At 60.9% G+C, this 20,267-nt stretch carries 17 protein-coding genes; 4 read left to right on the forward strand and 13 right to left on the reverse strand.

What is annotated here, in order from left to right; all coding sequences use genetic code 11:
- Positions 1–784 precede the first annotated feature (784 nt).
- Positions 785–1,441: a hypothetical protein gene (locus tag N687_RS0108055; RefSeq protein WP_029421369.1), complete on the reverse strand. Its 657-nt coding sequence runs from the start codon at positions 1,439–1,441 to the stop codon at positions 785–787.
- A 12-nt stretch (positions 1,442–1,453) separates the two neighbouring features.
- On the opposite strand from N687_RS0108055, the gene N687_RS0108060 reads away from it, so the two are divergent.
- Positions 1,454–1,951 (forward strand): hypothetical protein, encoded by a 498-nt coding sequence (locus N687_RS0108060; RefSeq protein ID WP_029421370.1) that lies wholly within the window; start codon positions 1,454–1,456, stop codon positions 1,949–1,951.
- 331 nt (positions 1,952–2,282) lie between these two features.
- Here the strand turns inward: N687_RS0108060 and N687_RS0108065 are convergent, their stop codons facing one another.
- Both N687_RS0108065 and N687_RS0108070 read right to left on the reverse strand, forming a co-directional pair.
- A complete protein-coding gene (locus N687_RS0108065) occupies positions 2,283–3,197 on the reverse strand; it encodes an NAD-dependent epimerase/dehydratase family protein (RefSeq protein ID WP_029421371.1) in 915 nt (304 codons plus the stop codon).
- 85 nt (positions 3,198–3,282) lie between these two features.
- Positions 3,283–4,098 carry an MBL fold metallo-hydrolase gene (locus N687_RS0108070; protein WP_029421372.1) on the reverse strand — a complete coding sequence of 272 codons (816 nt, stop codon included), beginning with the start codon at positions 4,096–4,098 and terminating at the stop codon, positions 3,283–3,285.
- Between the two features lie 187 nt (positions 4,099–4,285).
- Here N687_RS0108070 and N687_RS0108075 point away from each other — a divergent pair, with 187 nt between their 5' ends.
- Positions 4,286–4,927, forward strand: coding sequence for a superoxide dismutase (locus tag N687_RS0108075; RefSeq protein WP_051663060.1), 642 nt, complete (start codon positions 4,286–4,288; stop codon positions 4,925–4,927).
- On the opposite strand, the gene N687_RS0108080 is transcribed toward N687_RS0108075, so the two are convergent.
- On the reverse strand, positions 4,917–5,180 hold the full coding sequence (locus N687_RS0108080) for a hypothetical protein (protein ID WP_029421374.1): 264 nt from the start codon (positions 5,178–5,180) through the stop codon (positions 4,917–4,919). The two genes, N687_RS0108075 and N687_RS0108080, sit on opposite strands and share 11 nt — an antisense overlap.
- Entirely contained in the window at positions 5,114–5,599 is a 486-nt protein-coding gene (locus N687_RS25450; protein ID WP_081841239.1) for an LCP family protein, read from the reverse strand. Before N687_RS25450 ends, N687_RS0108080 begins: the two co-directional genes overlap by 67 nt.
- Positions 5,600–5,935: 336 nt before the next feature.
- Between N687_RS25450 and N687_RS0108085 the strand changes: the two genes are divergently transcribed.
- On the forward strand, positions 5,936–6,376 hold the full coding sequence (locus tag N687_RS0108085) for a hypothetical protein (protein ID WP_029421375.1): 441 nt from the start codon (positions 5,936–5,938) through the stop codon (positions 6,374–6,376).
- 909 nt (positions 6,377–7,285) lie between these two features.
- On the opposite strand, the gene N687_RS0108095 is transcribed toward N687_RS0108085, so the two are convergent.
- Positions 7,286–8,422 carry an LCP family protein gene (locus tag N687_RS0108095; RefSeq protein WP_051663061.1) on the reverse strand — a complete coding sequence of 379 codons (1,137 nt, stop codon included), beginning with the start codon at positions 8,420–8,422 and terminating at the stop codon, positions 7,286–7,288.
- A gap of 62 nt (positions 8,423–8,484) precedes the next feature.
- Positions 8,485–9,507, reverse strand: a complete 1,023-nt coding sequence (locus tag N687_RS0108100; protein ID WP_029421377.1) for an SGNH/GDSL hydrolase family protein — start codon at positions 9,505–9,507, stop codon at positions 8,485–8,487.
- A gap of 559 nt (positions 9,508–10,066) precedes the next feature.
- Between N687_RS0108100 and N687_RS22085 the strand changes: the two genes are divergently transcribed.
- Positions 10,067–10,582 carry a hypothetical protein gene (locus tag N687_RS22085; protein WP_051663062.1) on the forward strand — a complete coding sequence of 172 codons (516 nt, stop codon included), beginning with the start codon at positions 10,067–10,069 and terminating at the stop codon, positions 10,580–10,582.
- Positions 10,583–11,176: 594 nt separating this feature from the next.
- On the opposite strand, the gene N687_RS0108110 is transcribed toward N687_RS22085, so the two are convergent.
- The 6 genes from N687_RS0108110 to N687_RS0108135 form a co-directional block, all read right to left on the reverse strand.
- Positions 11,177–12,265: an alanine racemase gene (locus N687_RS0108110; protein WP_029421379.1), complete on the reverse strand. Its 1,089-nt coding sequence runs from the start codon at positions 12,263–12,265 to the stop codon at positions 11,177–11,179.
- A 44-nt stretch (positions 12,266–12,309) separates the two neighbouring features.
- A complete protein-coding gene (locus tag N687_RS0108115) occupies positions 12,310–13,893 on the reverse strand; it encodes an N-acyl-D-amino-acid deacylase family protein (protein WP_029421380.1) in 1,584 nt (527 codons plus the stop codon).
- Positions 13,894–13,941: 48 nt separating this feature from the next.
- Positions 13,942–15,219: a CapA family protein gene (locus tag N687_RS0108120; protein WP_231493430.1), complete on the reverse strand. Its 1,278-nt coding sequence runs from the start codon at positions 15,217–15,219 to the stop codon at positions 13,942–13,944.
- A gap of 111 nt (positions 15,220–15,330) precedes the next feature.
- The gene (locus N687_RS0108125) at positions 15,331–16,629 is read right to left on the reverse strand and encodes an MFS transporter (RefSeq protein ID WP_029421382.1); all 1,299 of its coding nucleotides are present in this window, start codon (positions 16,627–16,629) and stop codon (positions 15,331–15,333) included.
- Between the two features lie 27 nt (positions 16,630–16,656).
- On the reverse strand, positions 16,657–18,672 hold the full coding sequence (locus tag N687_RS0108130; RefSeq protein ID WP_029421383.1) for a S9 family peptidase: 2,016 nt from the start codon (positions 18,670–18,672) through the stop codon (positions 16,657–16,659).
- The gene (locus N687_RS0108135) at positions 18,669–20,141 is read right to left on the reverse strand and encodes a M81 family metallopeptidase (RefSeq protein WP_029421384.1); all 1,473 of its coding nucleotides are present in this window, start codon (positions 20,139–20,141) and stop codon (positions 18,669–18,671) included. The genes N687_RS0108130 and N687_RS0108135 overlap by 4 nt, the downstream gene beginning before the upstream one ends.
- Positions 20,142–20,267: the final 126 nt, after the last annotated feature.

Below are 20,267 nucleotides of genomic sequence, written 5' to 3' on the forward strand. Positions count from 1 at the left end.
GCGAGGCCCGGCTGTTCGGGCAGTCCCGGTCGGGCTGGAGCGGGGCCACGGGGGCCGAACAGCAGCCAGGGTTGTGCGAGCAGCCGTGTGCCGGCCTGTATCGTCCGGCTCATGGCTGGGCGAATTGATGGAGGTAGCAGATTTGGTGCGGTATGAGTATGTGGCAGAGGAGTGCGGCGGTTGGGCTGCAAATTCGTACTAAATTGGGCGGTTTCGACCGCCCGCACCGCACTGAAACGGGGCTGAGAGCGGCATTTTCGGGCTAAATCGCGCGATGCACCGCGGCGATGGGCCAGTTTAGTACGAAATCTCGGCATACACCCGGGCCTGCTGGGTGTTGAACCGGCGGAACGGGGGCGTTTAAGCAGCAGATTCGGACAAAGAGTGGCGCCGAGTGGCGCCGTGGGGGGCGGGGAGCAGGGGAGCACCGTGAACGGAGGCGCGTCGGTGGGACCCCTCCCCCGCGGCGCCTGCGGCATGTCGCCAGTGTGCCGCAAATTCGTACTAAATCGGGCGGTTTCAACCGCCCGCACCGCACTGAAACGGGGCTGAGAGCGGTATTTCGGACTAAATCGCGCGGGACGCCGCGGCAATGGGCCGATTTTGCACGAGATCTCGGCCTACACCGGGGCCTGCCGGGCGTTGAAACGGGCGGAACGGGGGCGTTTAAGCAGCAGATTCGGACAAGCAATGGACCGCCCGGGGCGAGATCTCGGCCCTGCGGAGCTCACCGCCCACCCCGCCCAGGCTGCCCACTCTGGCCGCCCCGTCCTCCCTGTCCGCCTTAACCGTCCTGCCCGGCCACGAGCGCGGACAGCGAGTCAGCGAACAGGGCGTGCAGGTGAGGATAGCGGGATCGAATGCGAGCAACCTCCTCCGCCACCCTCGCAGGGTTCCCCAGGGGCTCCTCGAGGAATGGCTCCAAGAGGGACAAGAGGTCAAGGTATTCGGCGCTGACCGATTCGGGGCGCCGGTCCACATACCAAACCAACATCCGCGCCCGCACGGGTACGGGCACGCGCTGGTCCCGGGAGACCCGGACCAACTCCTCGTACTCTGCGAGGATGTCGTGCCACGCGTGGATCTCACGGATGACATCCGATCCCGGTGGTGCCGCGGTACCCGCGAGATCGAGAAAGAAACGCGTGGCGCGTTCCTCGCCCGAGGACCACGCGATCTGTGTTCGCTGCAGATAGAAGCGGCTCAGCCGCTCCCGTTCCTCCTCCCCCGCCCGCCCGGCGTACCGCTTGACGAAGCGGCGCACCTCCCCGCACTCGTTCCACTTCCCCAGCTCCATCAACAGGAAAGGCCATGCTTCTGCCATCTGGTGGTCGGCGAGCCCGACCATGCCTTTGGACACTTTCGCAATCTGCCGGATCTCTGCGTATGCGGCTTCGAAATCGCCCTCTCGCAGGTACAAGGTCACGTACAGCGGGGACACGGCATCACTTCAATGGCCAAGGCATACCTCAACAAGCGCCTGTCCAAGCGCGCTAGTGAAATTCTCGATCAGATCACGGCGCCCGCAGGAGCCAACGACGCGATGGAACTGGCGTTGTTGTATAAACGCGCCGGGGATATGCAGAAGGCACACAACGTGTTGGCAAGCCACTATGATGTGCTCATGAATGATCCGAAGGCCGTGCATGAGTACGCGCAGACGAAAATGAAGCTCGCGGCCCGCATCCGAGGAGACGCGGTCACCAAACGGAGAACCAATGAAGAAGCTGCCGAGTTGCTCCGACGCGCGATCCAATTGGCGGACAACCCAACTCGACAGGCCTGGTGCTGGATGGACCTGGCCAACACGCTCATCTGGCTGCGTGCGCCGGATTCGGACATCCGCCGCGCGTTTGAGAAGGCCATCGAGCTACTCCCGTCCGAACCCCGGTTCAAGGATGCGTACGCGCGTTGGCAAGGGCGGGCGCAGAGGAACAACCGAAAAACCTGATAAAACCCGCCGGTTGGGAGGGTGCAGCGAACGTTCAACCCTGGCTTTAAGCCGCATTTCCGTGGAAAATCGGCCACCCGGGCTCGGCGCATGCGGTACTTTGTCAGATATTGTGGTTGCTCCTCCTCAGGTACAGGCACCGGCTCCGCCCGGCCGTCGCCTTCTTGTAACCGCCGCCACAACCACAGGCGCCTCCAACGCCGACCGCCAAACCGCATCAACGGACACCCCTCCGGGGCCGGCCCCGCCGCAATCGCTTGCCCCCACCGTTCACCTGCCCCGCCGCGCACCGCCGCACGCGCGCGCCACCCCCAGCACACTGGCCCCCATCTCATGCCCGGGCCCGAGAGAGCAGCGTGCGGAGGCCCTGATCCATCGGGATCGTCGCCTCCCACCGCAGCCGCTCCCGCGCCGCCGCCACGTCGAGGCAACTGCGGCGGATGTCCCCCGGGCGCTCCGGGCCGAAGGTGAGGCGCTCCTGGGCGCCGGTGACGCGAACCATCTCCTGCGCGATCTCCAACACCGTCGTCTCCGTGCCAGTCCCGATGTTGAAGGTCCCCGAGACGGGGGTGGTGGCCGCCACCAGGTTGGCGCGGGCGACGTCGGCAACGTGCACGAAATCTCGCGTCTGACGCCCGTCGCCGTGGATGTGGAGCGGCTCGCCGCGCGCGATGCGGTCCGCGAAGATCGCGATCACGCCGCCCTCTCCGCTCGCATCCTGCCTGGGCCCGTACACGTTCGCGTAGCGCAGGATGACGGGCCGGAGAGCTGTGCCCTGACAGAGGACCTCGATGTAGCGCTCACAGGTGCGTTTTGCGATCCCGTAGGGGGAAATGGGGCGAGTGGGGTGCTGCTCGTCGATCGGCACGTGCTGCGGCTCCCCGTACACGGCCGCGGACGACGCGAACACGAACTTCCCGGCGCCGCAGGCGAGGCTGCATTCGAGGACGTGCAGCGTCCCGAGGATGTTGATGCGCGCATCCTCCGCGGGATGCGCCACCGATTGGGCCACGCTGACCTGGGCCGCCTGGTGGATGACGGCCGCCGGCCGCTCCTGTTGAAACACGTCGCGCAGCCACGCGAGATCGGTGACATCCACCCGGTGAAACGACGCCTTGGGATTCAGGTTGTGTGCGTGCCCCGTGCTCAGATTGTCCACGACGGCGACCTCGTGCCCGTGCTCGATCAGCGCATCGACAATGTGGGAGCCGATGAACCCCGCGCCCCCGGTCACCAGAACCTTCAACGTCCCGCCCCTCTCTGATGGACCAGAATCGGATCGATCCTAACAGACCCCACCCCACCGCGCAACCACATGCTGTCGCCCACGTCTATCCGAAGTGCGAAATGATGGAAGTGACGATGTGCAAAGAATCCCATTCACCGTCGGAAATGTAATAAATCGGGTACTTGTTTGGGAACAGCTGTTTGTCAATTTCACTGGCGGAGAATCCTTCTTCGTGAAGACGCATCACTTCACCGCAAAGATGCTCAAGATACTCCAGTTTTTGTTGCAACATCGCCTTTCCGTCACGGATAAACCCGGCATGGGCGCAGAACATCGATTTGAAGTCATGGCGGAGGAGTGTTCGAATGGAGTCCATGATCACAGGGATGGATTCGCTGGCCATGATGACCTTTGTCTTCGGAGACAAAAACAAATCCCCGGAAAACAGTATCCCGGATTGTTCATCGAGGAGCGTGACATGATCATCCGCATGACCGGGTGTGTAGATCACTTTCCACTCCCGGCTGCGGGATTGGATCGTTTCCTGAAGCGGTAAAGCGTGAAATTCTTTTCGTATCCCCCACGTGATCTGACGATACCTCGGATACGAACACGGCTCGGCACAGACCTCGATGCCTTTGGGATGAATGTAGATGGGAACCTTTCGGTGTTCCTGAATCCATGAAGCCGTCCCGGTATGGTCTTCATGACTGTGGGTCAACGCAACCACATCAAACGAAGCGGCGTGATAAAAATCAATGAGTTGCGCTTCCAGGTTTTTCGGGCCCGTATCAATGAGCATCCCATCCACCAGGAAGACATAGATGGGGTTTACTTTCCGGCCGTCTATCTCCATTTGGCCTGCAAAACATGTCACATCCTCTTTTATGTCGACACTCACATCCACTTTTAAATTCATTCAAACCCACCTCTACCAAACGGTCGTTTTATGAAAATGATATGTCAATCTGAAACGTTTCTTCAAGTCTGCACCCAAGCCCCTGCTGAAACGCGACACGCGCGTGGGCGATTGCCGTGGCGCCCGGTGGGCGATCGCGTAAGATACCCCGGTCGAGCGTCATCCGACAAAGTGAGGAGGAATGCCGATGTACAAGCCGATCAAGGCACGCCCGCTGCCGGAGCGGTTGCTGAGATTGAACGGGATCTCCGCACGTACCATACGGGAACACTACAAACTGTACGAGGGGTACGTCAACAAAGCCAACGAAACGCGGGCGAAACTGGAGCAGATCGATGTGGCCCAAGGCAACACCACGTACAGCGAAATTCGCGCCCTCAAACGGGGAGAGAGTTTCGCGCTCGACGGGGTCAAACTGCACGAGCTGTACTTCGACGAGCTCGGCGGAAAAGGGCGGCCGGAGGGAGAGATTGTCAAGGCGATTGAAAGACAGTATGGAGACTTCGATCGTTTCCTCGCCGAATTTCGGGGCGCCGGATTATCCGGCCGCGGGTGGGCCATCCTCGCCTTCGACACGGAGCAGGAAGAACTCTTCATTTATATTACGGACGACCAACACAACGGCCATGTCATCCAGTCGATTCCCATTCTGCCGATGGACGTCTTCGAGCACGCGTACTATATCGACTACGGCACATCTCGCGGCGAGTACATCAACGCCTTCTTTCGAAACCTCGACTGGTCCGTCGTCAACCGGCGCTACTTAGAAGCCAGGAAGTCCGTGCGGCCGCGGTTTCGGTTGTTGGGAAGCCGCGAAGTCAGTTCGTGAAGTGCGCTTGAAGAATATCCTTCAATCCCTGCAGGTCGGGGATCCAGTACCACAGTTGCTGCTTGACCACCGGATCCATCATCATGGCGCCGTGGCCGGGCACCTGGTAGTAGTGCACCTGGCCCGCCTCGAAGTCCTTCACCCCGAGCGCCAGGCTCAGCATGTCGGACTGACTGAGGTTGGTCGTCACCAGGTACTGGGACAGGGTCCCGACCAGTGCCGGGATCTTGGTGACGTTGCCGGGCTGGAGCACCTGCTTGGCGATCCCGACGAGGGCCGCTTCCTGGAGCCGATTCCGCCGACGGCGTCGACGATATCCTGGAGGCCCCAGTAGTCGGTCTCGGCGTAGTAGTTGATCGCGACGCCGGTCAGGTCGCTCACCGCCTGCAGCGTGGCCTGGATGCCGGCCGACTCGCCGCCCTTCAGCTGGGTTCGCCGGCTTCGCCACCACGGGCACCTGGCTCGGCGTAAAGTGATGCGCAGGCTGCAGGCGCTCGTACGTGTGTACGCCGGCTCCGATGAGGCACGCCAGGGCGGCCGCCCCGCCGTACCACCAGGCACGGCGGCGCCGGCGGCGGGCGACGGGGATGTCGGGACCGGGCGGACTCGCTTGCCCGACCGGGTTCGCTTGGTCAGCCGGATCGTCGCCGCGTGGCCCGGCGCCCGTGGCATCGGTGCATCGCCATCGGAATGCCCTGGACCCAGTCGGCCATGGCGCAGGTACCGGTTTAAACGCACTCTCCGAGGTGAATCATAGACACGTAGGCTGAGGAGGTGTTTCACTTGAGTTGGCCGTTTAACAAGAACTCTTCAAAAGATAACAGCCGGATTGTGTCGCAACGAGAGATACGGTTGAAGACCGGGGACACTCTTTACATTGGGAAAGTTCGATTCAAAGACCCGCTCCCAGAAGCGAGACCGACACCAAGAAACAGGGAAAATAAACCCCGGTAGATTGTCAAACGGCCTGGTGTCCTGTACCATATGCCTCAGGACAGGGGGCTCGCCATGGTGAAAAAGAGCTTCTACGTGTGGGTATTCCGCAGTATTAGCACGATTATTTTGGTGTTCATCGTTGCGGGCGTTGTTAATAGCCTAGCCGGCAGGCCGATTTATGTTCTCCTTAACATCATCATCTCCCCATTTACCTTTGTTCATCATCTCATGCCCAAAGATACAGCGTGGGACGGTTGGAAGTTTATCTACACCGGGATGGTTCTCATTCTAGAACTCATCCTCTGTTCAGGGCTTGTCGCTTTCGTGTACGATGTGATTCGTTTAGGTCGATCACAGTTTTCGGAATCGACACTTAACGCAATGGCGAGACTGCTGGCACAAATCGAACACAGCATACAATCAATATGGGACTGCAACCCCACGAGTGTCGATTCTACTGGCTTGCCGGCAATGATCGGGAGTATGAGTTTTACAGTCGTCACCAGCCGTTGAATGATTTGGACAAAAGGGTCATTGAGACAGCAATTCTTAAACGTAGAACGTATGTTCCTGAGCCCAATCTTCGACAACAACACCCTGGACATCCAGCCCATGAATATGCATTTATTCAAAACGCGGGACGGTTGGTCGTCGGAGTGATGGTGTTCATCAATAAACCCGGTGTGATTTCGCAGCCAACCAATGAGGAAGCTTTTCGCAGTCTCGTTGAACCTATTGTTTCTGTGGATGGAACAAAGGAAATTGTGGTAGAATTAAGCAAGAGGAGGGTTGTGGTGTGAGGGCGACCATGAGAGCATGGAAGGACGTTGTTCGTACAGCTGTTACATTCTCTGACCTCCGCAAGCCGCGTTCCTCTGCCCAAAATTCGGACAAGTCCTATGGAGGTACGGTTCGCCTTAATTTCAAAATGCCAGAAGCTCGTAAAACACCTCGACACGGAAAAGCTTAGCATAATGTCATCACTTACGATAAAGGGAGGGAGAACCCTCCCTGGTTTGTGTTATGCTGAAATCGACTGTCATAACCGACCATCCCTACGCAATCGAAGTCGGAAATTTCAGTTCATTCACAACACGTAAGGAACTATCGGCAAGGTAAGTTACATTCATATATGAAACGGAAGTGACCATAGGCCTGTATGTTCAATTCGAAAGGCGGTATGAGGGTTACATTTCATATGCTGGTCGGCCAAGGATCCATGAGTGAGTACGGACTACTCGTTATCAATACGAATTGTTCACCAGAACCCATGGTACAAACAACATCCTGTTGTGCAGCGGCTAAGATCCATCGCTCTCGCAGACCATCCAATCTGGTTACCAGAGAGGTAGCTGCATCATTGGCGTCGCACGTCACAATTGGGCATTCGAGCGCGGCCTCCACGGCGGCGTGCACGGCGCCTCAATCGGTAAAATGCGCCTCCAGAATGTCCTTCAATCCCTGCAGGTCGGGGATCCAGTACCACAGTTGCTGCTTGACCACCGGATCCATCATCATGGCGCCGTGGCCGGGCACCTGGTAGTAGTGGACCTGGCCCGCCTCGAAGTCCTTGACTCCGAGCGCCAGACTCAGCATGTCGGACTGGCTGAGGTTGGTCGTCACCAGGTACTGGGACAGGGTCCCGACCAGTGCCGGGATCTTGGTGACGTTGCCGGGCTGCAGCACCTGCTTGGCGATCCCGACGAGGGCCGCTTCCTGGAGCCGCTGGCGATCGAACTCGCCATCGGGCAGCGAATACCGCTCGTGGACAATCTCCGTCACCATCTTGCCGTCGAGGAAGTGCTCCCCTTTCGGGATGACTTTGCCTTTGTCCTCGGGGTACCAGGGGTGCGTCAGCTTGACGTCGACGGGCACGTCCATGGAGATGCCGCCGACGGCGTCGACGATGTCCTGGAGGCCCCAGTAGTTGGTCTCGGCATAGTAATTGATGGTCAGGCCGGTCAGGTCGCTCACCGCCTGCAGCGTGGCCTGGATGCCGGCCGACTCGCCTCCCTTCAGCTCGGCCAGGTAGTTGGCGTGGGTGATCTTCGTCTCGCCGTACCCGGGCAGATTCACCCGCGTGTCGCGCGGGATGCTCAGGACCTCGTAGTCGTGCTTCGGGATGTCCACATGCACCAGCACGATGGAATCGGTGCGCGACGCCTCGTCCTGGGCCCGCGCGTCGATGCCGAGCAGGAGCAGGTTGAAGGTGCCGTCGTGGGGGACGGCGGGGGTCGGGTTGGATCCGCTCGTATTCGCCGGCTTCGCCACCACGGGGACCTGGCTTTGCGTGAAGTGATGCGCAGGCTGCAGGCGCTCGTACGTGTATACGCCGGCCCCGATGAGGCACGCCAGGGCGGCTACTCCGCCATACCACCAGGCCCGGCGGCGCCGGCGGCGGGCGACAGGGGTGGCCTGAGCGGGCGGGCTCGCTTGGCCGGCCGGGTTCGCTTGGTCAGCTGCATCGTCGCCGCGTGGCCCGGCTTCCGTGGCATCGGATGGCGGGATTGCAGCAGCGTGATCGTCCGGTGTATCGGGATGGTTCGTCGAGTTCGTCATGTCTCGCTCCTGTGGTCAGAATGACGGGGGCTCGCTGCGTGGCTCTGGCCGACGGCCGTCGATCACCCGCGCGACAGCCCGTCCCACACGGCCTGGTACCACAGCTGGTACCCTTCGGCGTTCGGATGGTACGTGTCGGCGAGAATGTTCGACACGGTCTCGTGCTTCTCCTGCAGGGCCTTCCGGATCGCGCCCTCGACGTCGATGTACAGGTACCCCTCGGCCTGCAGGTGGGCCTGCTCGCGCTGCAGGTAGTCGGCGTAGGTCAGGCCGATGCGGTTCTTGCTGTCCGTCTGGATGGGATTGGACGACAGGAACACCACCCGCGCGTTCGGAAGGGAGCCGCGGAGGGTTTTGGCCAGTTGATCCAGGTTCTCCAGGTGCGTCGCCATCGGGACGCCCTGGACCCAGTCGGCCATGGCGCAGGTCTCGACGAGGACCAGATCGGGGCGCTCTTGAATCGCCTCATTGATGACGCCGGTTTGGAGCATGGAGGCGCTCGATCCGGCGGATATGCCGAGATCATCCCCGGTGATCCCCTTGAGCCCGGGCTGAGTGGTGAGCTGTGTGACCAGCTGCGGGAACCACGCATCGGCGGGGTTGGCGACGCCCACCCCCTTGGTACCGCTGCTCCCGAGGGCGACGATGTGGACGGCGGCGGGGGCGGTGGTGTTGGCGGTGGTGTTGGTATTGGCGGTGGTGCCGCCCGCGGCGCTCGATGCGGTGGAGCCGCCCTGGTTCTCCGCCCGCGCCGTGAGAAACCCGATGAGCGAATTGGGGGCGGGGCTGGAGCCTGTGCCGCCGGTGGGCGCGGCGCCTGTGCCGGACGGGGAGGTCGTGCTCCCGGATGGGGCAGCCGGGGAGGTGGTGCTGCCGGATGGGGTGCCGTTCGATCCGTTCCCCGCCGGGCCCCCATCCGCACCTCCCGCGTTGGTGCCGTTGGCATTGGACGACTCCAGGTACTGCTTGGCCGCGGTCAACTGAGCCTGCTGCACCTGGCGCTGATGGATCTCGCCCAAGGCCAGCACGGCCAACAATATGGCACCGAGTCCCCCGACCGCCAGCCAGTCGCCCCATTTCGCCATCGGATCACCCCTCGGATGATTGTCTGCTGGTCCCGTCGCCTGCCCGCGAATGGGTTGGCAGGCCGTTCCTCTCTTTCTATGCTACTGGTTTTCGCCCTGGTTGGACAAGAGGGGGTGGCTGGACGCCCAGAGACGGAGTGGGTGCTGGGGCGGGGGGCGACGGGATCGATTCCGCTTCATCATCGTGGCCGCCCAGCCCACCACGCACCGAGGACAAAGCCAATATTGAACGCAATCAGGGCGACGACACCTAAGAGCACTCCGCTCATGGTACACCTGGTTTTCGACCCGGCGAGGGGCGTGATACTTTCATGATGACACGGAGCGGCTGCGGATGCCGTCGCACGGTGAAGGTAGGAGCATGCATCGGTTCACAATGTGCGAACGAAGGCGCCTCGGCGTGATGGCGGACAAGCAAGCATGGCGTTAGACTGAGAATAGCAGACGGGGACTGGGTTTGCGGCACCGTAGCACGGACGGCCAAGGCGGACGGGCTGGCTGTCCAAGGGTTCGCAGTCGGAGCCGATATTCGGTAGTTGGCAAGAAGGGAGGACGACCGATGGATGCGGAGCTGCGGGCGTTTCTGATGGGGATGGAGCAGCGGTTGATGGCGCGATTCGATGGGCTTTCCCAGCGTGTCGACAAGCTGGAGCAGAGAATGGACAGGCTCGAGGAGAGGATGGATAGGCTGGAGCAGAGAATGGATGGGCTCGAGCAGAGAATGGATGGGCTCGAGCAGAGAATGGATGGGCTCGAGCAGAGGATGGATGGGCTCGAGCAGAGGATGGATAGGCTCGAGCAGAGGATGGATGCGACCGATCAGCGGTTTGAATCGTTCCGGCAGGAAATTGAAGCGATGTTAGCGCGGTTCGGTACGGAAATTTTGGACAGCGTGGACCTGAAAGTACGACAGGTAATCGCAGAGATCAACCGATACGGCCGTGAGTGGCGGGACGTACGGGAGACTGTGACCGGTCTGGATGGCCGGGTACTGCTGCATGAGCGGCGGTTGAACAGGCACACAAACAAGATCGCGATGGTGGAGGAACAGGTGGCGCTGATGCAGGAGATGTAGGGATACGCCTAGTGAAAGGCACGAACCAACGCTGTTGTTGTGGTGGGCGGGCCCGGCGGGCCCGCCTTCCGACTCATCTGAGGGGTCGGCTGGGGTGAACGAATCGGATGGTCGTCCGATTTTGCGGCTTAGATGCGCGGTTCAGGGGCGGCCGGCGGCTTCAACACCTTCGTGAGAGCCAGATTTTCGTACTAAGGTGGGCACCTGGGCGGGCCCAGGTGGCGATTTTACACGGGAACCCGGCTTGACCCCCTTCCCCAGCGCGGGAGGTGGTCGTTGGAGCCTGGGTTTTTGTACGAAATCCTGGGTTAGCGGTGCGGGCGGGGTGGGTCCCGCCGCCAGGCGCCTGGGCACAAAACGAGGCCGCGCGGCTGGCAGGTTAGCATGAAATGGTCGGGGTCTGTTCAAGTCGTACCATTGCGATGGGGCCCTTGTCGATGACGTGAAGGAGAGGACGCGATCCAAAGGTGGATGGGGAGAGAGGATTCGGCCGTAGCCGGGTGCGGTGGCGTGGGGGTGTGATCACGTCGGCGAGCGGAGCGGTTTTGGCCGGCGGGCCCCCCAAGGGCCCGCCTTCCGACTTATCGGAGGAGGTCATTGGATCTTCCCCCGGGCGTCGACCGGCCACTGAGCGATGACCTCGTTGCCCCTCGTCACGTACACGTGCTCCATCAGGTTGACCACGGGGCAGACATGGTTGGGGATGATGGTGACGCGTTGACCGATTTCGCACGCCTCGCCGTTCAATTGCACGACGCCGTGCTCTTCGTATAGGCGCTCCAGCACCGCCTTCGGCCACTCCTTGATGTACCCAAAGCCCACGCCGCCTCGTCGTGCCGGTTCGGACGTCAGCGTCTTGCTGCCCGCGTCGATCACGGCGCGATTGGCCGCCGGATGACTGACGACCGTCGCCAGGATGGACAGCGCACAGTCTCCCAGAGGGGTGCCCCTGGACAGTTCATTCACATCGTTGAACACATACGTGCCGGGCCGCCATTCCGTAATGCCGTCGATCACGATGCCCGACTTGCAAGCCGGCGTCGACCCGACGCTGACCTGTTCCACCGCGATCCCGTTGTCTCTCAGCAACGCCGCGGTCTCCACCATGTCCCGCGCCGCCGCGGCCACCGCCGCCTTCAGCTCCTCCTCATTGCTCGCACGCCCGACGTGGCCTTCGTGGGTCATGATGCCCGCGATGCGAACGTACGGCATCGCCGCGACCTTCTTGGCCAGCTCAAGCGCCGGCTCGCCCGGGAGCACCCCGTCCCGGCAGTTGCCGGTGTCCACGATCAAATACAACGGCAGCACCAGGCCCGCGTCCCTGGCCGCGTGGTTCAACTTTCGCGCCGCGAATTCACTGTCGAACGCCACGGTCACCTGAACGCGCCGCGCGAGGCGGACGATCCGCTCGATCTGCCAGTCGCCCACCACCGGATACGCAATCAAAATATCCCGTGCGCCGGATGCTGCCATCCCTTCCGCCTCGCTGACTTTGGCGCAGGTCAGGCCGATCGCGCCGGCTTCCAGCTGCATCCGCGCGATCGCATGCATCTTGTGCGTCTTCACGTGTGGCCGCAGGCGAACGCCCGCCCTCCGGGCCGCATCCGCCATGGCCTGGATGTTCCTCTGCAGGATGTCTAGGTCCACCAACGCCGCGGGCGTGGGCAAATCGTGAATGCGCATGTAGGGTCACCTCCTCGTGAGTCAATATGGAACCTTGCCTCTCGTCATCGATCCCGGTAGAGTACCTGGCCGGCGGTCACCCCGGTGTACGTTTCCTCGTCCACCGCCACCTGGCCGTTGACCAACACGTACCGGATTCCGACCGGCTTTCGGAGGGGCTCCTCATAGGTGGCGGGACCGGCGACGGTGGCAGGGTCAAACACCACCACGTCCGCCGCATACCCTTCCCGGAGCAGGCCACGGTCCTTCAGCCGCATCAACTGTGCGGGTGCACTCGTCATCTTTCGGATGGCTTCCGCAAGCGTCAGGGCACCCCGTTCCCGAACGAAGTGGCCCAGCACATGGGGAAAGGTCCCGTACAACCGGGGATGCGGCTTGTTTCCGAAAATCGAATCCGATCCCACCATCTGAGCCGGTCCCCTCATCGCCTGAATCAGGCGTTCCTCCTCTCCCCAGTGAATCAACATCGTCACGTTCCCCTGTTCCTCCAGCAACAGCCGGAAGGCCGCATCGGCTGGATTCGTGCCTCGCATTTCCGCCACCTGCGCCATCGTCTTGCCTTCCAGGTCCCGGTTCTTCTCCGATCCCACGGACGTGATGACGATGTTGTTCCAACCACACGTGAGGACCCAGTTCTCGTAGCTGTCATCTTCTTGGAACGCTCGGCGCACCTCTTCCTGTATCTCCGGTTGGGCCAGGCGCCTCAGCATTTCCACCGTACCGCCGTGGTGCATCCAGGGCGGAAGAATCGAATGAAGGAGGGTCGATCCCGCGGCATACGGATATTGATCGTACGTGATCTCCAATCCCTCGGCGCGTCCCGCCTCCAGTTTCTCCAGGGCGGGCAGTACCTTGTCGCGATTCACTTGGCCCCCCACTTTGAAGTGCGAAATATGCAGGCGCACCCCCGTCCTTCGCGCGACGTCGATGACCTCGTCGAGTGCCTGCAGACAATGGGTGCTTTCGTTTCGGATGTGCACCACAAACGGACCACCGTACTTGGCGGCTCCCTTGCAGATCTCCACCAATTCGTCTTTCGTCGAATACAGGTTAGGAGGATAAATGAGGCCGCTCGAAAGGCCGATCGCACCTTGCTGCATCCCGATTTCCACCAGCTCTCGCATTTGTGATGCCTCTTCTGGTGTCGCGGGCCGGCCTGCAAATCCCATCACCAGCGTTCGGACGTTGCCATGCGGCACAAGGTAGGCCACGTTCCCGTTCAACCGGCAGGTCTCGAGGTAGGTCAGGTAGTCTTGCACGCTGTTCCAGGGCCAGTCGCCGATGTCTCCATTCAGTCCTTTGAGCTGGCTTTGCCACAGGGGTTTGGTCTCCTCTGAGACGGGCGCGACGGAAATCCCGTCCTGCCCGAGCAGTTCCGTGGTGACCCCTTGAAGGACTTTGATCTGATGGATCTCCGGTCGGGTGCACAACAGGTCCGAGTGCACATGCGGATCGATAAAGCCTGGCGCCACCGCCAAACCGCTGGCGTCAATGACCCGAACGGCCTCTGCGTCCGCCAAATCCCCCATGCGTGCGATACGTCCTTCGACAATCCCGAGATCCATCCGAGTCCATGGATTGCCCGTGCCATCGAACACTTGGCCGCCACGAATCACAATGTCATACATGGGACTCGCCTCCTGGTTCTGTTTTTCCGCAGCATTGGGGCCCTTGCTTTACAGCCGCACGATTCCGACCCCGCCTGTCACGTCTATCCGCGTCCCGTACGGTTGGGAGAGGTCGCGAAGGTGTGCGAGAATCTGCTCCCCTTCGGTCACCGATGCGGGCGCCGGCCGGCCGCGTTGAGATCTCGGGCGCCCAAAGCCCAGGGTGACGGGATGAAGCACGATGCGCCGTACCTCTCCCGCGCAGATGTCGAACTCGGGGATGACCGTCTGGAACACCTTGGGGTCTTTTGCCAAGGCAGCCGATCCGGCCCGTTCTCGCGCGTCGAATGCGTCCGCCGGGGTGCTGTCCGGCCCGAGTCCGTAGGCTTGGTAGAACTCTTGCGGCTGCCGTTCCACCGTGTCATTCTGAAAAATGAAATCTCCCAGGCTGTAAAAGATAGGCCGGTTTCGATAGATTTCCACGCCGCGCAGAATGTGGGGTCCGTGTCCAATGTAGGCGTGCGCACCTTGATCGATGCAGAAGTGAGCGAATTCCCGTATAAAGTCAGCAGGAACGCTTTTGTCGGTCCCTTTCATCTCATGGGCGTGATGGCTGACCAGCACCACGTCGGCCTGGCGAACCGCTTCCCGGATGGATCGACCCAATCGCTCGGCGTCGTCCGCGTCCATCGTCGTCACCGTTCCCTCATGACCGGCGGCAAACTTCATCTCTCCAACGTGAACGACCCCTTCCTCGGCGGTGGAAAACCCTTCTTTCTCGCTGAGGATCCTGGCGGCGTTGATGTCCGTCCGGGCGATGATCTGCTTGAGCCGCTCGAGGTCCTCCGGGGGAATGTGGTGTACCGTCTTGAATCGCAGCGGGTTCACGCCGGGGCGTCCCGGCAGGTCCGGTCGTTGCGGTCCGGCCGGATGCCAATCGCGGCAGGTGGATGTCGCGGCGATGAGCGCGACGCGGCCTCTGGACGTTTCCAAATAGCGCGGTTGGCTGGCTTCCGCGAGATGGAGTCCAACCCCCGCGTGGACCCACCGGCCGCGCTCCAGATGTTCGTACGTCTTTTGCAGCCCGCCGTAAGCCCAATCCAGGGTATGGTTATTCGCCCAGGCTAACATGTTGAACCCCAGCCATCGCAGATCTGCCAACACCGGAGGTCGCGCGGCGGCCCACGTCCCTCCGCTGACGGCCGACGGAAATACCTCGAAATCGTGAACCGTCACTTCCAGGTTGGTAAAACGCACATGTGCACGCATCAGGAGTCGGCGAAGGGCCTGAAGGCCCTGGTCGTCACGGGGCATGCGCTGCGTGATGAAAGAATCACCAGTTGCCATAACGGATATGCTGTGGTCCATTTCCACTTCAACGCCTCCGATGGAGTCCGAGTGAAACGAAGGGCGGGATGGCACAGAGGTGCAATCACCGCCCGCCGGTGAGGACATCCGTTACATCGATTGGGTCCCTTGAACAGCCATCCGTTTCCCTGTCAGTGCCCTTTCGAACTGCTCAGCGGACTCCGGTATCCACAGGGCACACGCGCCGCAGAGCACCGCGCCGAACACCAAGAACGCGAACGCCGCCTGGTAGGAAAACGTTTGGACCAGCCAGCCCATCACCAAAGGAGACAACACGCCCCCGGTCTGGCCGCCAAAGTTAATCATGGCAGAGCCCGTGCCCAAGATCCGCGAGGACAACAGGCGCATGGGCAATCCGAAAATCGGTTGAAACGCGAGATACACGAAGAAAGCTGCAATGGTTTCGAAGAAAATGAACCGGCCCGCGGAGCTCGCATTCAACATGAAGAACAGAAACACTGCCGATAAGATCATGCTCGGGACGATGATGCGCCGGTGATGGTCGTGCAGATACCGGTCAAACAACCAGCCCCCCAAAATGGTGGAGATGGTACCTGCGAAAAACGGAATGGACGTCAGCGCTCCGGCTTTCGCCAGGCTGATGTGTTTGACGGTGAGCAGATAGGAGGGTACCCACGATACGAGGCCCCAAGCGATGATGTCCATCCCACAAAACATCAGGAAAAATTTCCACATCACGCCCTTGCGTAGGAGATCCGAAAGTTTGAGCTCGATCCCCCCAGCCGGCCGGTCCTCTGCCGACACGGTCGCAGCCGGCGAATCAACCGACGCAAAAGCCGTGCTCGGCAGCGGCTTCGGAAGAAAGTACCACAACACGATGGCCATGATGATGCCAAGACCGGCCACCCAATAGAAGGTGTGTCGCCAACCCACCGCGATGATGAACGGCGCAGCAATGAGCGGTGCAATGGCGGCCCCGAAGGAGTTGGAAGCAATCATCAAGCCATTTGCGGTCAAACGCATCTCCCTGGTGGTTCTCTCCGCGATGGCTTTCATAGAAGCGCCCGGAAAGATGCCTTCCGAGATTCCGAAAAAGAGCCGAACCGCCATGAGCATCACATAGTTGACGGCCGCGCCGGTCAGCCCAGTGAATACCGACCACGCGACCATGGCGATGGTCATGGTCTTCTTCGATCCAATTCGGTCTGCCAGCCACCCGCCGGGCATCTGGCACAGCGCGTAAGAAAAGAAGAAGATGCTCAAAATGGCCCCTTGCGCCACGGCGTTCAAATGGAATTCTTTTCCAATCGATGGAAGAGCCAACGTGATGATGAGACGGTCAATGTAGTCGATGAGCCACGAGAGAAACAGGATAACGATGGTCACGTAGGCAGTTCTCTTCACAACGAGCGTCTGCTGTCCGTTCACTGGTAAACCTCCTTGTCTTGTTTGGAGTCAGCCGCGCACGTGCGCGGAAGGGATGTGCGAGGCGAACCACTCCGCGACGAGCCGGAGCTTGTGCACCCGATGACTGGGCCTGCCCTGAGACAGAAAGGCGTGGCTGTCCTCGGGGTAAGCGACGAATACCACCTCTCGCCCCAGGGAGCAAAGCGCTGAGAACATCTCTTCCGATTGGCCGATGGGACAGCGTTCGTCTCCCTTGGCATGGTACAAGAGCAGGGGGGTTTGAATTTGTGCCACATGCGCGAGAGGGGACCTTTCCCACAGGGCGCGGACGTTCGCCCAGGGCCGAACTCCGTGCTCTTCGTACCCAAACCGAGCCCCGATGTCACTGGCACCGTGAAAACTGACGAGGTCGGATACGCATCCTCCAGCCGCTGCTGCTCGAAAGCGATGGGTGTGCGCCACGATCCAGTTGGTCATGTATCCGCCGTAACTGTACCCGGTAACGCCCAACCTTTCGGGGTCCGCAATGCCCCGCGCAATGAGTTCGTCAACAGCCCCCATCAAATCCTCAAAGTCCTTCCCGCCCCAATCTTCCACCACTGCGCTCGCAAACGGTTGGCCGTATGTCTGGCTGCCACGCGGATTCATGTACAACACCGCGTACCCTGCTGTACACAGGGTTTGAAACTCGGCCTGAAGCCCGTAGCCGTACGCATTGTGCGGACCGCCGTGAATCACCAAAATCAGCGGATAGGGTCCGGCCTCAAGCGGGCCAGGCGTGAGGAGCCATCCTTCGAGGGACAATCCGTCCGCGGCCGTGAAGTCCAATCGGATAGGTTCACGCAGCTCGAGACGCGGTGCGACTTCCGCATTGGGCGCGAACACCACCGTCTCCCTCTGATCCCGGCGCAGGTACAAGGCATCTGGACGGGCGGGATCGCGCCCGACAAAGAGCAGTTCTCCGGCCGGTCCGAGGGCGAAGCGGCTGACGCAGCGGACCGTTTCGGACGCCACCTTCCGCGGCAGGGTCGTTGGGCATCCGGGATCGTCTAGCACGTACACGCCGGAAACCCCGTGTTCACTGGCCAGGAACCACAGTGCCCCATCGCGTGACGGAACGATTTGCGGGTCGGCTGCAACCGGACAGACGTCTCCCAAACCGTATGGTGCCGCCGGATAATCAAACGTTTCCGTCACAGGCCACGACACGCCGCTGTCCGGGTCCGTGCCCCACAAGGAGGTTGTGGAGTCATTCCAGCGCGGCCCGCGGTGTCCTGACCAAACAATCCACCGCTTCGGGTGCGTCGCACCTTGGCCTACATGCCCGCCAGATGGGGTGACCCAGCGGATGGCTGCAATGGGGCCCTCACCATTCGTCAGGCGTCTGCACTGCCCCTGTTGCGGATGAAATACGTACAGGTCCTGCGAGAAGGGACCATAGTCTGTGAACGCGACCTCATGGGTGTCCGGAGCCACACAGACCTCCATGATTTCTCCAGGGTGGGTATACTGAACGAAGGCAGAACCATCCAAGGAAACTTTTAATAAATCTGATTTCGATGCCTGCAGGATTCCCCGGCCGTCTGCCTTGTGCGGCCAATCCGTGTGGATGGACACGTTCGGTTGGTCGCTGTGCACCACCGCCAACCACAGGGCAGATTCTCCCGGAGCCCATTCCAGATTCTTCGCGAACTTGTTCGCCACCATCACCGTGCGCGCCCGGGTCGTGTCCTCTGTCTCCCCCGTCTCCTCTCCCGGCCCGTTCCATTCGCCGCGATCCCGGGCCTTTCCGATCCCCCTTTCGACTTCTGTGTACGCCACGCGCCCCGGAGCGATCCACGCCAGATAACGGCTGTCTCCTGAAAACCGTGGAGAACGCATCAACCCGGCCGTTTCGTCAACGACCACCCGTCCTGAAGTCGCGAGGTCAATCAACCACAAAACGGACCGGTATCCATCGGCCGCCGCATCCACCTGGATGGAAATCACGGCGGCGAACCGGCCGTCGCTGGATATCTGAGGGTCCGTCAACGATTGCAAGAGATACAAGTCCTCGGGCTTCAATCGAACGTCACCTCAGGATCGAGCGGATAACTGGGGCGCGGAATGCGCTGGTAGTGAAAGAAGGACAAGTTTCGAGAGCTCAGCCCCGGTGAATCCACCGTGACGATGTTGGCTGCGATAGACTCGAACCGGGCCCGGAAATGCTGGCTGGACTTCAGTGCGACAATCTTGTACTGGGATACGTCGATTCCATGCAGCAGGAACACCTGCTCATCAAATGTCTGCGAGGACACCGAACACACCAAGACGTCCACCCCGCCGATGACGAGCCTTGCGGATTTCCCGAGATTGACCGGCTTTCCGCGCCACATCGGGGAGGACTGGACAAACCGTCCGTCGCTCAGGACTTTCACATACGCCCGCACCGGTATGGGGTCTCCATGCAACCGGTCGGTCTTACCGCCGAGCTGCACGTCAATCCACGAGCCCACCCCCGCCGCGTGTGCCGCTTCCGCCACCTCGGGATCGTAGATGAATCCGAAACATGCGTTCGTGAGGTTTCTGGACAGCATGGCTCGCAGCAGATACGTTCCGTCGCCAGGGGTGCCTCCCCCCGGATTGTCGGATGTCTCATTGATCACAATCGGTTGCCCCGGCAGACGGAGTGCGATGTCAATGCCCTCCTCTGGACCTGGAAGCTCCGGGAAAAACTCCTGGCGCCTGTCCCAGATGGCCCGCGCTACGTCTCGGGAGGCCCGTTCCGCTAACGCGGGATCTCCGTCGCTGATCGCCAACACGGACGCACAGACGTATGGGGTGTCGGTATGAGGAAAACCGTGGAAAAATGTACAGTCAATCATCCCCGGTTCTCGTTCCCACTTCCAGCAGACTTCGTTGATATCCTTGGCGGGCGATAAATTGGTCGTGGAGGTCGGGATGAGGATGGGCACTCTCGTCAAGGACATGACCGGCTTGAGATGGCCTTCAACCAATCGTTTGGCCACATCGATCGCTTCGCGGCCGCGATCGTACGAATCCGTATGTGGATAAAAGTTCACACCCAGCAAGACGTCCGCTTCTTGTACCATTTGTTCCGTGATGTTCCCGTGTAAGTCCAGGGTAACGACAATCGGCACCTCGTAGCCGACATCCCTGCGGATCGCCTTCAGCAACGTTCCCTCGAGATCGTCTATGCCCTCGGCCACCCCTGCCCCGTGAAGCGCGAGGCAGATCGCGTCCACCCGGCCTGCGGCCCGGATCCCGTCGAGCATTTCCTGTTCCAACATCGCATAGGTGTCCCGGGTGATGGTTCCAGACGGGTTTGCATACGCAGAAAACGCCCCCACGAGTTCAATCCCCAACGCTTCCGCGCGGTCAATCATCCCGCCCAGATAATCTTCGACCCCCCGGTGACGCTCAATCACCTCCTCTCCTCGATCCCACTCCCACAGCTCAAACAACGCTTTCGTAGTCCGGACACTCGAAAATGTGTTGGTCTCGTGTGCCACTTGCCCGATGACGACGCGCAATACCGTCCCCTCCCTCAGTGGCCCATCCTTCGGCCACGACAAGATTGCACGCGCAGGGTGCAGCGCATGTGACGGTTCACCTGTCATCTCTCAACTGCCACGTAAGCTTGGTCATTGAAAAAATTA

The organism is Alicyclobacillus macrosporangiidus CPP55, assembly GCF_000702485.1.
In the GTDB taxonomy this organism is placed as follows: domain Bacteria; phylum Bacillota; class Bacilli; order Alicyclobacillales; family Alicyclobacillaceae; genus Alicyclobacillus_H; species Alicyclobacillus_H macrosporangiidus_B.

Bases quoted from the DNA above. Each gene is read 5' to 3' on its own strand.
- N687_RS0108115 (WP_029421380.1), bottom strand. From the start codon at position 13,893: ATGTATGACATTGTGATTCGTGGCGGCCAAGTGTTCGATGGCACGGGC.
- N687_RS0108100 (WP_029421377.1), bottom strand. From the start codon at position 9,507: ATGGCGAAATGGGGCGACTGGCTGGCGGTCGGGGGACTCGGTGCCATA.
- N687_RS0108120 (WP_231493430.1), bottom strand. From the start codon at position 15,219: ATGGCAACTGGTGATTCTTTCATCACGCAGCGCATGCCCCGTGACGAC.
- N687_RS22085 (WP_051663062.1), top strand. From the start codon at position 10,067: ATGGATGCGGAGCTGCGGGCGTTTCTGATGGGGATGGAGCAGCGGTTG.
- N687_RS0108095 (WP_051663061.1), bottom strand. From the start codon at position 8,422: ATGACGAACTCGACGAACCATCCCGATACACCGGACGATCACGCTGCT.
- N687_RS25450 (WP_081841239.1), bottom strand. From the start codon at position 5,599: ATGCCACGGGCGCCGGGCCACGCGGCGACGATCCGGCTGACCAAGCGA.
- N687_RS0108110 (WP_029421379.1), bottom strand. From the start codon at position 12,265: ATGCGCATTCACGATTTGCCCACGCCCGCGGCGTTGGTGGACCTAGAC.
- N687_RS0108085 (WP_029421375.1), top strand. From the start codon at position 5,936: ATGGTGAAAAAGAGCTTCTACGTGTGGGTATTCCGCAGTATTAGCACG.
- N687_RS0108060 (WP_029421370.1), top strand. From the start codon at position 1,454: ATGGCCAAGGCATACCTCAACAAGCGCCTGTCCAAGCGCGCTAGTGAA.
- N687_RS0108070 (WP_029421372.1), bottom strand. From the start codon at position 4,098: ATGAATTTAAAAGTGGATGTGAGTGTCGACATAAAAGAGGATGTGACA.
- N687_RS0108075 (WP_051663060.1), top strand. From the start codon at position 4,286: ATGTACAAGCCGATCAAGGCACGCCCGCTGCCGGAGCGGTTGCTGAGA.